Genomic DNA, 15884 nt, shown 5'->3' with positions numbered 1-15884 from the left:
GTTGCTATAGTTTCAGGGCGATGAGCAATAAAGATTCGAGTAATGTTCATAGTCTTAATATTATGATTTACCTCTTTTTCTTTTTGAAGGTCAAGATTACTTGTAGCCTCATCCATAAAGAGTATTCTTGGTTTTTTATATAATGCTCGCGCTAATAAAATTCTCTGTTTTTGTCCACCAGATAGCATAGAACCAAGCTCTCCAACCAAAGTATGATATCCCATTGGCATTTTTATAATATCTTCATGGACAGCTGCTTGATGAGCACAGTGTTCGAGCCAAGACTGATCTGGATAAGGATCAAAAAAAGAAATATTTTCAGCAATAGAACCTGCAAACAAAATATCATCTTGTAAGACTGTTCCAATTTGATCACGTAAATTGTTTAAACCTAACTTGTCAATCGACTTACCCATTACATCAATATCACCTGATGTTGCAGCATGTACTCCTAATAAAAGATGCATTAATGTAGTTTTTCCACATCCAGTTGGACCGACGATAGCGACTGATTGATTAGCAGGTATGCTAAAATTAATGTCTTTTAAAATAAGGGGGTCAGTTTCTGAATATTTGAAAGTTAAGTTTTTAACATCAATAACTGGTTGCAAAATATCATCTGTTTGAGTAATCGTTTCGCCATAAAGCTTCTCCGGCTCAGTTAAAACAATATCAGCTAATCGCTCAGCATCTATTTGTAGCATTTTGAGCTGGATGTATTTATCAATCAGACCCGCAATACGTCCATCAAACTGATTTTTGTATGCCATAAATGCCATCAAAGCACCCACAGTAAAATGACCATCTAAAATCAGAGAAGCCCCAAACCAAACAATCAAAATATTTTCAGCACCGAATAGCACCCCATTTGCTAATCGGAACATCAACCCTAACTTTTGAGTCGTTAAGTCCGCATTAACTTGGTTTACTAACAGTCCTAACCAAGCTGATCTGCGGATATCCTGCCTTTGAAACAATTTGATAGTCTTGGCACCACGGATAGTTTCCATAAAATGACTACTTTGCTTCGCAGCATGTACAACCTGCGCCTCTGTTGCCCTACGCAAAGGAGCATACCAAATCCATCGAATAAGCCCATAAAGACACATCGTAATTAATGCAATTACAGCCAATTTAGGGCTATATATAAACATTAAAATAACAGTAAAAACTGTCATTAAACCATCAAGAATAGCTTCTAAAAAAGTTGTAGTTAATGTTTGTTGAATACGATCAATCGATCCAAATCGGGAAACAATGTCACCTAAAGAACGACGCTCGTAATATTCAACAGGAACATCCATTAAATGACTAAATACGTTACCCCGCCACTGTATATTCAGATGCGTACTCATAAAAAGTACAAGCCATGACCGTAAAAGACTAATAAATTGTTGCAATAACATCAGCAAACCAAAGCCCAAAGCCAATGTTGTAAGTAAATCATGGTCGGCAGAAACAATTACATGGTCGATCACCCACTGCATAAAGAATGGACTAACCAATGCAAATATTTCTAACACTAATGCTAGAACTAAAATCTGGCTTAGAGACTTCCAAATTCCTTTGACATTACCAAGTAAATTGAGAATTTTAATTTGTTGCTTTTCTTGTTTTTCTTCAAAATTCAGATTTGGCCATGCTTCCAATGCCACACCTGTAAAATGTGGGGAGATTTCAGCAAACGTTAATTGTCTACGCCCAAATGCAGGGTCTACAAGCGTAACTTTATTTTTACTAACACTTTCTAGAACAACAAAATGATTGAAATCCCAATGCAAAATACAAGGTGTCTTAAGCTGGTTAATATCCTCAAGTTCTAACTTTAAGGGGCGAGTTACAAAGTTTAATTGATGACTAATATTTAATAAATTAGTGAGCGTGCTCCCTTTGGCAGATACGGGAAATTTTTGCCGCAACGTCGCCAAATCTGATTCATACCCATGATAATGTGCAAGCATTGCAATACATGCTAAACCACATTCGGTCGCTTCTGTCTGTAAAATTACATGAATTTTAGAGCGAAAGGAAAAAGAGAGTTTATCTAAGTTATTCATTCAATCATTCTTTTTTTAAAGTTTTCCAGAAATCGTATATAAAGGTTCTAAAACCCATTCATACAACTTACGCTTTTCTTGCAAGACATCCGCATCAAACACCAAACCAACTTTTAATGGCTTATCTTCACCATAAATAGAAATCACTTTTTTGTTTAATTTAACTTTAACTAAATATACGGGTTGATTATTCAAAGATGGAGCAATCTGGATATTACCTATACTCATCAAATCCTGTGATGCCATTGCAGTATCTGAAATTTCATAAATATAGCCTTCACCCTGCCCAAACTTTTGATAAGGATAAGCTTGATAACGTAATTTAACTGGCTGATTTAAATTAATAAATCCAACTGCTTGACTAGGTATATATAAGTAAGCATTTAACTCTGAGTTTTTAGGAATAATGTGAAGTAATGGTTTTGTTGCATCGACATGTTGCCCTAATTCAGCATTGATAGATGTCACAGTACCATCCATATTAGATCGAATAATCAAACGATCACCTGCTTGATTTTCAATGAGTTCTTGGTTTGTACTTGCTACTTGGCGATCGAGTTGATTGAATTCATTTGCATTTTTTGATTTTAATGCAATTAACTCTAACCTCCGATTCCTCAAATCAGAAAGTTTGGCGAGCTTTTCTCGCTCATAATTTTGCAACTGTACATTCTGGTTAAAATAAAAATCTTGTTTGCTCTGATAATCGACCTCTGCAACAATTTCTCTTTTTAATAAGTCTTTATAACGAGCAACATTGTCTTTTGCCAAATCAACACGATGCCTTTGTTGATCAATCAAACTATTTAATTGATCAATATCTTGCTCTAGACTTTTAATTTCATTTTCTTTTTGAGTAGCATCAGAAATATATAATTCTTTAGTTTGTATTTTTTCTTTCTCTAACGTTTGTTGCTTCGTTTCAATTTGAGATTGTAATAAAGCATTATAACTATCGCTTTTATTAAAACGACTTGTGGAAATTGTATATAAGACATCGCCTTTTTTTATACTCTGACCTTCTTTTACAAATTTTTCTGCGATTATCCCTCGATCTGGACTATATACTTGTATAAGACCTAAATTTGGCATTAACTGTCCAGTAACAGAAATCCTTTTCGTATAACTCCCGAAAAATAAAAAGAGAATGATCACTAGCCCTACTACAGCTGCAAACATAGTCATCAAAGCAAAAGATATTGGCCGAAGTAGGACAATATTGCCAACCCATTTAGACCGCTGAGCTTCTAGAGCCTCTTTTCTAAACATTTAACAAACCAACACAATATAAAAGCATAAAGGAAGAAAGTACCAATTTTTCAGGTACTTACTATTTTAAAGTAATCGATCAACTAATGGAGAACTAAATAATCGAGCTGGATCAAGTCGATTTAATACATTCTTCACTTCAGCAAGTGTTAAATTCTGTGGCTGATTCACTGCATGAACATATGGAATTTCTTGGTTTAAATACCAATCATTTGCCCAAGCTTTTTCTTGCGTATAACCCCAACCTTTTGACCATTCTGGTCGGATTAAGCTATCTCCGCGATAATGCTGGTGCATCCATTGTTCAGTTTCTGTATAAAACTCCGCTGCATACTGCGTACCAGGCAACGTTAAGATGTCAAACCATACTGCACAATCCCACTCAGGATGATCTGGACATGGTTTAATTGCTGATAATGCTGCTGTTTTAGCGTTAGGAACAATCGAATCAGTCGCATGATCTAACCCAGTAACACGAATTTCCACCGGTCCATTCATTGGATATCGGTTTAAAGAGCGATATGCATCTACACGTTGTTGATAGTTTTCACAGAAATCATGAATTACTTTTTGAACATTTTGGCGTGAGGTAAGAACAGCATAACCATTTGCTGTTACACGTAATGTAGTTGGTTTTACATAAAGTAATAGATTTTTAGAAGCACCCCATAAATCGTAAGTTTGGCTGGTCAGCAGACCACCAGTCAACCAAGTAGATGTCCCAGATAAAGGAGAGCCTTGTAAACCTAATTGCGAAATACGAAATTGAAGTTGACCAAAAGTTGGGGTTAAGTAGCCTTGTCCTGCAATAACGATATCATGAATCAAATCAGTAACAGGCTTCGGTACATTATCAGAGAACCAATAATTAAATGGGTCTCTAGTAATTCGAGAACTTACTGGCCTACTCTCTGTAACCGTCCAAACTTTAACCCAAGGATAATCTGTAAATGGGAACCAAATCGCTTCCACACGACCAGATTTATCTAAGAAAGAGGAAAATGTTTTACCCGCTGTAGGATATGCTGCAAATAGTTCTTTATAATGAATATTTGTCAAACTTTCACAGCGTAGATTTTGATTTTTGGAGCTTTGCAATTGTACTGATAAAATAAATGCTCGACCTAGATGTACTAATAAGGCACTAATATCTTCATGATCACGATAAAAAACTTTTGGGATATATCTCTTTTTTTGAGGATCGAAAACTACCGCGGTAATTGAGGTAACCAAATTACTTATTGAACCGTAAGTTTGCCCTAGCTGGCGCTCTTCATTTAGAGCCGGAATACCTGTACCATGCCCATCAATCGCAAGTACCCCACCAATCGTCAAATCACCTGGTGCTGGTGTCGCTACAAAACCTAAGCCTTGACTCTCCATAACTTGGAGAACATCCTGCATTAAAGCACCTGCTTCAGCAGTGACGATACCACCCGAAGAGATATGAACACGTTTAATATGGGAAGCCATATCAACCAGTAAAACTCTAGAGTTATCGCCTTGAGGATCGATCATAATTGGCGACCAATTATGGGACATGCCTTTAGCCCTAATTTTATAATTGTTGTTATATGCCCAATTAATAACCAACAAAACTTCTACTTGTGTTTTTGGCGAACATGTCCAAACATCTTCTACAATTGACTCACCAGACCAGTTCTCATAGTGTTGCTTATATAATTCAACATTTGGAAAGTCTGGAAGACGTTCAGAAGTACTAAAGAAAAAAGCATTGCTTTTAGTGGTTGGAAACCAATTTACTACAGCTCCAGCTGCAGCAAGACCTGCCATTTTTTTGAGGAAATCACGTTTCCCATGATCAATATTTGTAAGGTTTTCGCTCATTTTATTCACTTTTTTTTTAAATTTTGCTGTTACCAAAGCCCAATACACTTAAAAGAAAGGAATGACGAATCATTCCTTTCTTAATTATTAGGTTAAAATTGTCGGAAGAAGTGTATATAGACCTTCTGAGTCCTCTTTTTCATAATGGTTTTGAGTTTCTGCAACATCTCCTCCTAAGGCTTGACCAGCAGCAATACCAACTTTAGAAGCTACATAACCTGTAGTATCTGCTAATTGATGTACTAAACCCAAACCAACAGCGCTGAATACAACACCAACTGAAGAGATAAGCGGAGTATTTAAAAATTGATTACCAGCATTCACTGCATTAATGATTGAGTCACCAAGCAAAGTACCAGCACCAGAAACTTGCTCGATTTCTTCAAGATTTAATTCTTTTAAGCTCATAATTTTCACCTTTATTTAATTGAATAGTTCATGAAAAGAACCCAGTTATCTGGATTCGTATTCAATCATACATTGAAAAAATGCATATTCAATTACAAAATAATGAAAAAATGATAAATACGTCACATTTTTTATTTATCAAAAATTATAGTAATTAATAAGTGCTAGTGCCCATCGGTAAGTTTTCGATTTTAAAAAATTCATTAAAAACTGATTAATTGTTTATATTGCTGAAGCTCATCCAATGAATTGATGCTATGAAAAAATAAATTTTGTTTTTGAAATATGGCAGTTTGTGCATGTAAAAGTTTAAAGCACTCTTTCAAACTTAATCTTTGTTTTTCAATTTGCTTTGTTATGGTGATTAGGCTTTCACGCTTTAACAAACAGAATGGGTACAGGACATCTCCATTAATTGAAACATACGCTGCCTGAGCCTGTTTGTTTTTCCGAAGTGCACCATGTAATTTCGCAACGACTTGCGTTGGTATATAGGTTACATCACAAGGAATAAACAAAATATAGTCTGCTTCTACATTTGACCATGCACTTTTCATCCCCATAAGTGGGCCTAAAAAACCTCCTACATCATCTTGATAACATCGAATGTCTGGCACAATACTTTGATAGATTGAATAGTCACGATGACTATTGACCCAAACTTCAGAAACTGACGATCTTAATTTCTGATGAATTTTAAGAAGTTGGGGTTCACCATCAAATTGCTGCAACAACTTATTTAAACCATTCATACGACGGGCTTGTCCACCCGCCAGAATAACCAGATCAGTTACGGGATACCCCTTATTCATACTTCCACCTCCTGTTGGCAAGCTTTAATCAAGCCACGGATTTCAGGTAAACATGAACCACAGTTACCACCTGCTTTTAAACAAGCCGTCACTTGCTTTTCATGAGTAATATTTTGAGTTTTGATTGCATCTATAATTTTGTTCTTACCTACTTTAAAACAACTACACACTAACGGCCCATCATTATTAGTAGCTGACATTGGCATGCCCGCTAGCAAAGCTTTGCGGTGCAAGGCACTTAAACGTTCGCGTTTAAACAGACTAGCCACCCAATCACGGTCTGGCAATAAATCTGGGGGTGCAATATATAAGCTTGCAATTACAATGCCATCTTTCAAAATAACGCTATGGCTCAGTTGTGAAGAGATATCTTCAATACTTAACCATTCAAAAGTTTCATCGGCAAATGGCAAGAAATTTTTCAGGTTCTTTTGAGTATCATGAAAAGTTTGGCGGTCTGCAAGTTCATAACGGTTGGTTTTGACCATTTTGACCTTAGTCCACCATGCACAGTGATGTAGCGAATCTTGCACAAGTGAATCATAGCCTTCACGAACATAGAGCACGCCTTGCCAAGTCGTATAAAATGGCTGAATGGTGACAGGTGTATGCTTAAATTCAGGCTCACCCGAAATTGCATCGACTTCTGGGTTAACGACTTTACCAATACGAGCATCGGAGGCAACTTGTTCTGTCCAGTGAATTGGTGCAAAAATTTGCCCACGACGAACACCTGATGAGAATGTCACGCGTAGCACACAACTACCCCATTTCGAACGAACTTCTACCAAGCCTTGATCACGTACACCAAACTTTAGCGCATCACTCGGATGAATCTCGCAGAATGGCTCAGCGCGATGGCTGGTCAAATTTGGTGACAAACCAGTACGCGTCATGGTGTGCCATTGGTCACGAATACGTCCAGTGTTTAAAATGAGCGGATAATCGTCTGAAACCGCATGAACTGGACCAATTGCAACAGTTGGAATCAATTTCGCCTTGGCATTTTTATGACTAAACTGTCCGTTGCCAAACAATTGTTGCACGGCTTTAGCGTCTTGGTTTTTATTCCACACTGGCCATTGAATGGGTTGTAGAGCATCGTATTCATCAGCATTCAAATTCATTAACCCTTTCAGGTTGAAATAACGAAAATTATTACTTTCTGCGCGAGCATCTATGTCAGCATTGTCTTGTGCAGATAACGCTGCATGCTCATTGAAAATATCAACAGCACTCGCGAAATCAAAACCTTTAAAGCCCAATTTTTTCGCAACTTGACTCACCGACCACCAGTCTGCTTTTGCTTCACCCGGTGCAGGTAAAAATGCGCGCTGACGTGAAATACGACGCTCAGAGTTAGTAACGGTTCCATCTTTTTCACCCCAACCTAAAGCTGGAAGCAAAACATCGGCATAAGCAGTAGTATCCGTATCTGCACAGATATCTGACACGACAACTAACTCGCACTTCTCTAATGCACGTTTAACTTGATCGGCATCTGGCAGACTTACGACTGGATTTGTCGCCATAATCCAGAGGGCTTTAATTTTTCCAGCTTCAACTGCACGGAACAAATCAACTGCTTTTAGGCCAGCTTGAGTCGCAATAAATGGGCTGTCCCAAAAGGTTTGCACTACTTTTTGGTGTAATGGATTATCTAAATCCATATGTGCCGCCAGCATATTGGCTAGGCCACCCACTTCTCGGCCACCCATCGCATTTGGCTGACCTGTCATTGAAAATGGCGCAGCACCGAGCTTACCAATTTTTCCAGTCAATAAATGACAGTTAATAATACTGTTGGCTTTATTTACACCCTGACTTGATTGATTCACACCCATTGAAAATAGAGTGATGACTTTTTCAGTCTGCGCAAACTTCTCAAAGAATTGCTGTAATTTGTCTAAAGAAATACCACTACGTTTTGCCACATATTCGATATCAGTTTCTGGCTGGCTGCTTGCCAAAGCCTCTTCCAGACCTTCGGTATAGACGTCGACAAAGTCCTGATCGGCATGACCATTTTGATATAAATATTGAAATAAGCCATTAAATAAAGCGACATCTTGACCCGGTAAAATCGGTAAATGTAAATCCGCTTGTTCACAGGTACTGGTAAAACGTGGGTCAATCACCACCACAAACATATTTGGATTTTGGCTTTTAGCCTGCATAATGCGCTGATACAGTACAGGATGGCACCACGCGGTATTAGAACCAACCAATACCACCATGTCGGCATGTTCAAAATCTTCATAACTTGCTGGGACAATATCTTCACCAAAGCTACGTTTATGACCCGCAACAGCCGATGACATGCAAAGGCGTGAGTTAGTATCGATATTTGCCGTACCCAAATAGCCTTTTACAAACTTGTTCACCACATAATAGTCTTCAGTCAAAAGCTGACCTGAAACATAAAATGCAATGCTGTCACGACCATATTGATCGATACAAGATTGGAACTTATCAGCAATGTTATTGATTGCCGCATCCCATGTCGTTACCATCCGATCAGCTTTTCGTCCCATCATCGGTTGTAAAACACGTGTTTCTAACCCCAAAGTATCCGCCAAGCGGCTACCCTTAATACATAAGCGTCCAAAGTTGGAAGGATGCTTAGCATCCCCCTCAACTTGTACCAGAGGTCCTTGAGGTTTTTGCTGAACGTGTACACTGACACCGCATCCTACCCCACAATATGGACATGTTGTTTTAGTTGTTTTTGGCACATGATCGGAGCTATCGATTTCAACACTTGGAATACTATTCATAACTGCTCCTTTCCTTATTTAGCCTGCATTTTTTAATGCAAAATCTCGACCAAATAACAGTTTATTTCTAAATGAAGAAACAGGTGTTTGGTCTGCAATTAACTCTGCATACCACATGCCATCTTCAGTATCGCCAAACAATACTGCACCGATTACTCGATCGCTTTGAATGATAATACGCTTATAAATCTGACGTTTTTCATCGTTTAAAATAATGTCTTCATAATCATCTTTAGGCTCAAAATTGCCCGCAGAGAATACATCGACACCACTGACTTTTAACTGAGTCGGTACAGTTGGTGCTTTAAAAGTTAAGCTGCCGTGTTCAGCCAAATGGGTCGCGCAAATAAAAGCTTGACCCCATAGTGGCTCAACCAAACCAAAAGTTTGACCACGGTGCTCAATACATTCACCCACCGCATAAATACTTGGGTCAAACGTTTGCATGGTGTCATTCACCAGCACACCGCGGTTACAACGTAAACCGGCACTTTGCGCCAAGCTAATATTTGGACGAATACCCACCGCAAACACCACAAGGTCAGCTTCTAAAACTGTGCCATCTTTCAAACGGATTTGCTTCACATGACCTTTTTCATCACCAATTAACGCTTCGGTATTCGCTTCGGTAATGATTTGAATGCCTTTTTGCTCAATGCTATGACGAAGTAATTGACTCGCACGACCATCAAGTTGACGTTCCATAATACGGTCCATCAAATGCAGCACAGTCACATTCATACCGCGTTGTTTTAGCCCGTACGCCGCTTCTAAACCGAGTAAACCGCCACCAATCACTACTGCATTGGTTTTTGAACCGCAGTATTCAATCATAGTGTTAACGTCATAAATATCACGGAAAGTTAGAACACCCTCTAAATCGACACCTTGAACTGGGGGAATAAACGGAGCCGAGCCTGTTGCCAAGATCAAACGATCATAATCAACAGTTTGCCCTTTTTCGGTGTAAACTACTTTACGCGGACGATCAATTTTTACGGCCTTATCACCCGCAATAAATTTGATGCCTTTCTCGTCATACCACTTTGGTGGATGTAGCATGATATCTTCAATGGTTTTTTCACCCGATAAAACCGGAGATAACATGATACGGTTATAGTTCCCCCAAGGTTCTTCACCAACTACTGTAACTTCATAACGGTCTGGGGCCATATCAAGTAAATCTTCTAGACAACGCATACCTGCCAAGCCATTTCCAATCAGGACCAGTTTAAGTTTGTCTTGAGACACACCTGTATTGGTAATATAAGTTTTTTGCGGCACTGCATTGATCCAAACACGACCATCAACAATTTTGCTTGGATAAACTGAAAGCTTTTGGTCTTTATCTTCTAAACAACGGCCCGTCGCTAAACTAAAATGTTGTTTATAGATTGGCGATGCAATGACACGTTCGCCTTGCAAATCGCCAATAATCCCGCGGCTCATCACATTCGCTTGGCTAAACGGATCTTTATTACTCAATACATAAACACGTTTTTCATGCCCCACACGGAAGATTGCAACCGCTTGACCGCCCACTAACGCTCCCGCACCAGTGTTTGGGGTTAAATCATCAAGTGCACACACATCAATCCATTGATCATCAGGAAGCATATTTTTGTCTTGTACAATATTCATATAAGTTCTCCTTTATGCTTCAACCATTGGAATACGGTCTTCTGAACGTTCAGCGTCAGTTAATGGACGAATTTGACCACGTTCAGTTGTAAATTGAATGTGTGGATCGGCCTGTTCACTTGCATCTGCATTAATATAAGTTTGGAAGCGTTTACGTACTTCAGGATTTTCTACCGCAGTACGCCACTCGTCTTGGTATGTGCCAATAATGTGTTCCATACGGCGCTCAAGCTCAGCAGCTAAACCAAGAGAGTCATCTACAACAACAGATTTAAGGTAATCTAGGCCACCTTCCATGTTGTCACGCCATACACTGGTACGTTGTAAACGGTCTGCGGTTTGAATGTAGAACATATAGAAACGGTCGATATAACGGATAAGCGTTGCTTTATCGAGGTCAGACGCAAGTAACTCTGCATGACGTGGTTTCATACCACCGTTACCACAAACATAAAGGTTCCAACCTTTTTCAGTCGCAATAATACCAACGTCTTTGCCTTGCGCTTCTGCACACTCACGTGTACATCCAGACACAGCCATTTTTAATTTATGTGGTGAACGTAAACCTTTGTAGCGGTTTTCAAGTTCGATCGCCAAACCAACCGAGTTGTCTACCCCGTAACGGCACCATGTGCTACCTACACATGATTTCACGGTACGTAATGACTTACCGTAAGCATGACCAGACTCAAAACCAGCAGCATTCAACTCTTCCCAAATGAATGGAAGCTCGTGAACTTGTGCACCGAACATGTCAACGCGTTGACCACCTGTAATTTTGGTATACAGGTTATATTTTTTCGCGATTTGACCAATCGCAATTAAACCATCTGGAGTCACCTCACCACCAGCCATACGCGGTACAACTGAGTAAGAGCCGTCTTTTTGGATATTACCTAAGTAGTAGTCGTTACTGTCTTGTAGACCAGCATGGCTTGGTTCAAGTACAAAATCATTCCAGCAAGAAGCCAAGATATTTGCCGCAGCAGGTTTACAAATATCACAACCTAGACCATGACCGTGTTGATGAATTAAGTCATCAAATGTTTTGATTTCATTCACACGAACCAAGTGATACAACTCTTGACGCGAGTAAGGGAAGTGTTCGCAAATGTGGTTATTTACAGTCACACCTTGACGTTGTAACTCTGACTTTAAAACTTGAGTCACTAATGGTGCACAACCACCACATGCTGTTGCTGCTTTGGTGCATTTCTTTAATGCACCTAAAGAGGTCGAACCATCACTAATCGCTTGGCAGATGTCCGCTTTTGAGACGTTGTTACATGAACAGATCGTTGCACTATCAGGCAGTAAATCTACACCACTACCACCCGACTTACCTGCTGATTGTTCAAAGCCCGGCATGATCAAGCTTTCAGGAACTTCCGGTAAAGCCAGACCATTTAACATCATTTGTAAAAGGTCGTTATATTCTTTGGCATCACCTACCAAAACCGCACCAAGCAATTTAGTTTTGTCGGCATTTACAACAATCTTTTTATAAACTAGCGCATGCTCATCTGCATAGAAATAGCTTAATGCACCCGGCGTCATAGCATGCGCATCACCTACAGAGGCGACATCCACACCCATTAATTTCAACTTGGTGCTCATGTCTGCGCCAGCGAAGCAATTACACTCTTCATCTAGAATGTGTTTTGCTGCAATACGTGCCATGTCATAGCCCGGTGCAACCAAACCATAAATTTTGTTTTGCCAAAGCGCACACTCACCAATGGCATAAACATTGGTATCTGATGTTTGGCAGTAATCATTAATCACAATACCGCCACGCTCACCAATCGCAAGTCCACTGTTACGGGCAAGCTCATCACGTGGACGAATGCCGGCAGAGAATAAAATGACATCTGCTTCAAGTTCACTACCATCTGCAAATTTCATTACATGCGTAGTGCTGACGCCCGATTCAATAGATTGAGTCGCTTTTTGTGTATGAACTTTTACACCAAGGTCTTCAATTTTACGGCGTAAAACTTTACCGCCCAAGTCATCAATTTGAACTGCCATTAAACGTGGTGCAAACTCAACAACATGTGTTTCTAGATCTAAATCACGCAACGCTTTGGCTGCCTCAAGACCAAGTAAGCCACCACCAATCACTACACCTGTTTTTGCATTAAGACTTGCTGCACGAATCGCGTCTAAGTCTTCAATCGTACGGTAAACAAAACAGTTTTCACGGTCATTACCCGGAATTGGTGGAACAAATGCATACGAACCAGTTGCCAACACTAATTTATCATAGCTAATCACATCACCATGGTTGGTGGTGACTGTTTGTGCTGCTGTATCAATTGCCGTTGCTTTAGTATTAAGACGTAAATCAATGCCATGGGCATCAGCAAAGTCAAAACGCGCTAAAGATAAATCTTTTGCCGATTTGCCCGAAAAATATTCAGTCAAATGTACACGGTCATACGCGATACGAGGCTCTTCCGCGAGAATCGTGATTTCCAGTTCATTATCTGCTTTTTCTAAAATGGCTTCGATGAATTTGTGGCCCACCATACCATGACCAATCATTACCAATTTCATAGTGTTTCTCCTCAAATCACGTTGCTTTTAAGCTGCGTTCTTGCGTTCTCAAATAGACGTTGTTCTTTTGCCTTGTGCTCTACTGAGAAGCGAATCAACATCACCCAGCATTTAGCTGCTTGAAACCAATTTTTTCCACTCGTTGACGACGCCCAATGCGCAGCAAAGTCATAAAAAGAAATAAAAAAAGCGAGCCCCCTCATAGAGAAGGCTCGCATCGCTGGAACTGAAAATATAAATAATTCAGATGTAACTTTTTTATGCAATAAAAATAAAGACATGACCTTCACTCCGACTGAACGTAACTTCTTTGTGTGTGCAGTTGCACTCACAAACTCGATCAGAACGGACATCGTTGGCCGTCTTTAAAACTCATGGTCGTCTTCGACCTGTAATTAAGTAAGCACTTTGCATGCCAACATTTAAAAAACTTAACAAGATAAAACTTTTCATCTTTAATTTCATATAGATAACAATTTTCGATGTATTTATAAAGAATTAAGTCTTATTTTTCCTGCTCTATCACTGCACACTTATATGGTTGAAATAAAAATACGCCTTGCTACAAAATGAATCGTATTTTTGCACCAAGATTGATCAGACCCATGCTTTAGCATGCTAAAGTGCCACTAAATCTTGATTTTTTCTTTAGTTTTCGATGGCACTAATCTTGCTTAAAAAACTGATAACAAAAAACGCGTCGAATTGGCGCATTTTCTTAGCCTGATTTTCTGAACTTTATGCCAAAACTTAAAATAGCCCTTATTGATGATGATCATGCCCGAGCTGACTATATAAGAAAAAGTTTGCTTGAAAATGATTTTGAAGTGGTCGCTTGCCTTACTTTGGATCACTTGAATATCTTTCGGCTTGAACATTTGCAAGCTGATGTAATCTTGCTTGATATGGACCATCCTCACCGTGACATTATTGAAAGCTGTGTCAGTAGCTATGACCTACCAACCGTTCTGTTCACAAAAAATTCAGATAAAGACACAATCAAACAAGCCATAGATGCGGGAGTAACAGCTTATATTGTTGATGGCATAGACCCTGCCCGCTTACATACCATTTTAGAAATCTCCATTGAGCAATATAAAAAACACAAAAAGCTCGAAGGAGATTTAAAAGATGCTCAAACTAAACTCGCTGATCGTAAAGATGTTGAAAAAGCCAAAGTTTTACTTATGCAACTCCATGGCCTTCCTGAAGATACAGCATTCCAGCTGCTCAGAAAAAATGCCATGAGCCACCGTATCACGATTGGAGAAATGGCGCGGCGTTTACTTGACGCCCAAAAATTACTTGGCAATCAACTAAAGGATGAATAAATGAGCACATTAGAAAAGACTCAATTACAACTCGGCTATATTCCTTTGCTTGATTGTCTTGCATTACTTTGGGCAAAACAAAGAGGTTTCTTTGAAGAACAAGGTTTAGATGTCACTTTAGTTAAAGAAGCATCTTGGGCAAGTCTGCGCGACCGCCTTGCTTTTGGTTTATTAGATGCAGCTCACTGCTTGTCTGCAATGTTACCTGCGGCCGCAGTAGGATCAGATCAAATTGGTATGCCACTACAAACCTCGCTAGTTTTGAGTGAAAATCGTGCATTTATCAGCTTAAGCCAAAAATTAACACATCAACTTAAACTTCAAGAAAATGATACAGCTCAAGTAACGGCACAAAAAGTGGTGCATTACATTGAACAAGGTCATTCCCTTTCTTTAGCACATGTGTTTAAGCACTCCATTCATCATTATTGTTTAAGAGAATGGTTAGCTTTAGCAAACCCTGAACTCGCTCAATCGATTCAGCTCAAAACCTTACCACCACCTTATATGGTCGAAGCACTAGATAAGCATGTGATTGATGGTTTCTGTGTCGGAGAACCTTGGAATACTCAGGGCGAGCTTCTTGGTTTAAGTAAAATGATTTGCTCAAGCCAGAACATTATTCCACCTGTGGCTGACAAGGTTTTAGCCGTAACGCAAGAATGGGCTGAACAGCATCCACAAACATTAGTTGCGCTCACCACCGCAATTATGAAAGCTCAGAAAGAGCTTGGTGAATTAGAAGATTTTGCCCCAATTTTAAAATTATTGGTCGAGTCTGGAATTGTACGTTTTCATTGCTCAGAAGAAGTTCATGTCGATAAATATTATATGATTCAGGATATTGTTCGTCATTTAGTAAAAGAAAGTGCTCTTCCAAAAGTAGAAGACTTTTATTGGCTCTTTCAGCAAATGCAGAAGTGGGATGACCTTCAGTTAGACCAAACGCAAATCAATGCACTGGGTCATAAATGCATTAATCTTATGGCTTATGAACAAGCTAAGCAGCTTAATTTCGTCTAACACGCCCTATCAATCAACAAAAAAAAGCTGTCTTTTATGAGAAAGACAGCTTGAAAGACCCATAAGACAAAATGCGAAACACGCATTACTATACTTTTTGGACTCAATTGATCCATTTAAAATATAGCGCTTATGGACATGATCATATCTATCTAAACG

At 39.2% G+C, this 15884-nt stretch carries 12 protein-coding genes; 2 read left to right on the top strand and 10 right to left on the bottom strand.

What is annotated here, in order from left to right; all coding sequences use genetic code 11:
* The 9 genes from HUN22_RS09265 to HUN22_RS09225 all read right to left on the bottom strand — a co-directional run.
* Positions 1 to 2057, bottom strand: a 2057-nt coding sequence (locus HUN22_RS09265; protein WP_174728410.1) for a peptidase domain-containing ABC transporter, incomplete at its 3' end; no start/stop codon positions are given.
* A gap of 15 nt (positions 2058 to 2072) precedes the next feature.
* Positions 2073 to 3326 (bottom strand): HlyD family secretion protein, encoded by a 1254-nt coding sequence (locus HUN22_RS09260; protein WP_174728407.1) that lies wholly within the window; start codon positions 3324 to 3326, stop codon positions 2073 to 2075.
* Positions 3327 to 3392: 66 nt separating this feature from the next.
* Entirely contained in the window at positions 3393 to 5174 is a 1782-nt protein-coding gene (locus HUN22_RS09255) for a cholesterol oxidase substrate-binding domain-containing protein (RefSeq protein ID WP_174728404.1), read from the bottom strand.
* An 87-nt stretch (positions 5175 to 5261) separates the two neighbouring features.
* Positions 5262 to 5582 (bottom strand): hypothetical protein, encoded by a 321-nt coding sequence (locus HUN22_RS09250; RefSeq protein ID WP_174728401.1) that lies wholly within the window; start codon positions 5580 to 5582, stop codon positions 5262 to 5264.
* Between the two features lie 203 nt (positions 5583 to 5785).
* Positions 5786 to 6394 carry a molybdenum cofactor guanylyltransferase gene (gene mobA / locus HUN22_RS09245; protein ID WP_174728398.1) on the bottom strand — a complete coding sequence of 203 codons (609 nt, stop codon included), beginning with the start codon at positions 6392 to 6394 and terminating at the stop codon, positions 5786 to 5788.
* Positions 6391 to 9171 (bottom strand): nitrate reductase, encoded by a 2781-nt coding sequence (locus HUN22_RS09240; protein WP_174728395.1) that lies wholly within the window; start codon positions 9169 to 9171, stop codon positions 6391 to 6393. Before HUN22_RS09240 ends, mobA begins: the two co-directional genes overlap by 4 nt.
* An 18-nt stretch (positions 9172 to 9189) precedes the next feature.
* On the bottom strand, positions 9190 to 10812 hold the full coding sequence (gene nirD / locus HUN22_RS09235; protein ID WP_174728392.1) for a nitrite reductase small subunit NirD: 1623 nt from the start codon (positions 10810 to 10812) through the stop codon (positions 9190 to 9192).
* A gap of 12 nt (positions 10813 to 10824) precedes the next feature.
* Positions 10825 to 13371: a nitrite reductase large subunit NirB gene (nirB, locus tag HUN22_RS09230; protein ID WP_217488129.1), complete on the bottom strand. Its 2547-nt coding sequence runs from the start codon at positions 13369 to 13371 to the stop codon at positions 10825 to 10827.
* Positions 13372 to 13382: 11 nt separating this feature from the next.
* The gene (locus HUN22_RS09225) at positions 13383 to 13724 is read right to left on the bottom strand and encodes a hypothetical protein (protein WP_174728389.1); all 342 of its coding nucleotides are present in this window, start codon (positions 13722 to 13724) and stop codon (positions 13383 to 13385) included.
* A 387-nt stretch (positions 13725 to 14111) separates the two neighbouring features.
* Here HUN22_RS09225 and HUN22_RS09220 point away from each other — a divergent pair, with 387 nt between their 5' ends.
* Complete coding sequence (locus tag HUN22_RS09220) at positions 14112 to 14702, top strand: ANTAR domain-containing response regulator (RefSeq protein ID WP_003652246.1); 591 nt, start codon at positions 14112 to 14114, stop codon at positions 14700 to 14702.
* On the top strand, positions 14703 to 15725 hold the full coding sequence (locus tag HUN22_RS09215) for an ABC transporter substrate-binding protein (protein ID WP_174728386.1): 1023 nt from the start codon (positions 14703 to 14705) through the stop codon (positions 15723 to 15725).
* Here HUN22_RS09215 and HUN22_RS09210 read toward each other — a convergent pair.
* Positions 15722 to 15841, bottom strand: coding sequence for a hypothetical protein (locus HUN22_RS09210; protein ID WP_174728383.1), 120 nt, complete (start codon positions 15839 to 15841; stop codon positions 15722 to 15724). The two genes, HUN22_RS09215 and HUN22_RS09210, sit on opposite strands and share 4 nt — an antisense overlap.
* Positions 15842 to 15884: the final 43 nt, after the last annotated feature.

This window comes from Acinetobacter lactucae (assembly GCF_013344765.1).
Lineage (GTDB): Bacteria > Pseudomonadota > Gammaproteobacteria > Pseudomonadales > Moraxellaceae > Acinetobacter > Acinetobacter lactucae_A.
Note: the sequence above shows the minus strand (reverse complement) of the source record. Positions and strands in the feature narration are given on the sequence as shown.

Coding starts and splice junctions, on each gene's coding strand:
- nirB (WP_217488129.1), bottom strand. CDS start 13,371: ATGAAATTGGTAATGATTGGTCATGGTATGGTGGGCCACAAATTCATC.
- nirD (WP_174728392.1), bottom strand. CDS start 10,812: ATGAATATTGTACAAGACAAAAATATGCTTCCTGATGATCAATGGATT.
- HUN22_RS09250 (WP_174728401.1), bottom strand. CDS start 5,582: ATGAGCTTAAAAGAATTAAATCTTGAAGAAATCGAGCAAGTTTCTGGT.
- HUN22_RS09255 (WP_174728404.1), bottom strand. CDS start 5,174: ATGAGCGAAAACCTTACAAATATTGATCATGGGAAACGTGATTTCCTC.
- HUN22_RS09225 (WP_174728389.1), bottom strand. CDS start 13,724: ATGTCCGTTCTGATCGAGTTTGTGAGTGCAACTGCACACACAAAGAAG.
- HUN22_RS09260 (WP_174728407.1), bottom strand. CDS start 3,326: ATGTTTAGAAAAGAGGCTCTAGAAGCTCAGCGGTCTAAATGGGTTGGC.
- HUN22_RS09210 (WP_174728383.1), bottom strand. CDS start 15,841: ATGGATCAATTGAGTCCAAAAAGTATAGTAATGCGTGTTTCGCATTTT.
- HUN22_RS09215 (WP_174728386.1), top strand. CDS start 14,703: ATGAGCACATTAGAAAAGACTCAATTACAACTCGGCTATATTCCTTTG.
- HUN22_RS09220 (WP_003652246.1), top strand. CDS start 14,112: ATGCCAAAACTTAAAATAGCCCTTATTGATGATGATCATGCCCGAGCT.
- HUN22_RS09240 (WP_174728395.1), bottom strand. CDS start 9,171: ATGAATAGTATTCCAAGTGTTGAAATCGATAGCTCCGATCATGTGCCA.
- mobA (WP_174728398.1), bottom strand. CDS start 6,394: ATGAATAAGGGGTATCCCGTAACTGATCTGGTTATTCTGGCGGGTGGA.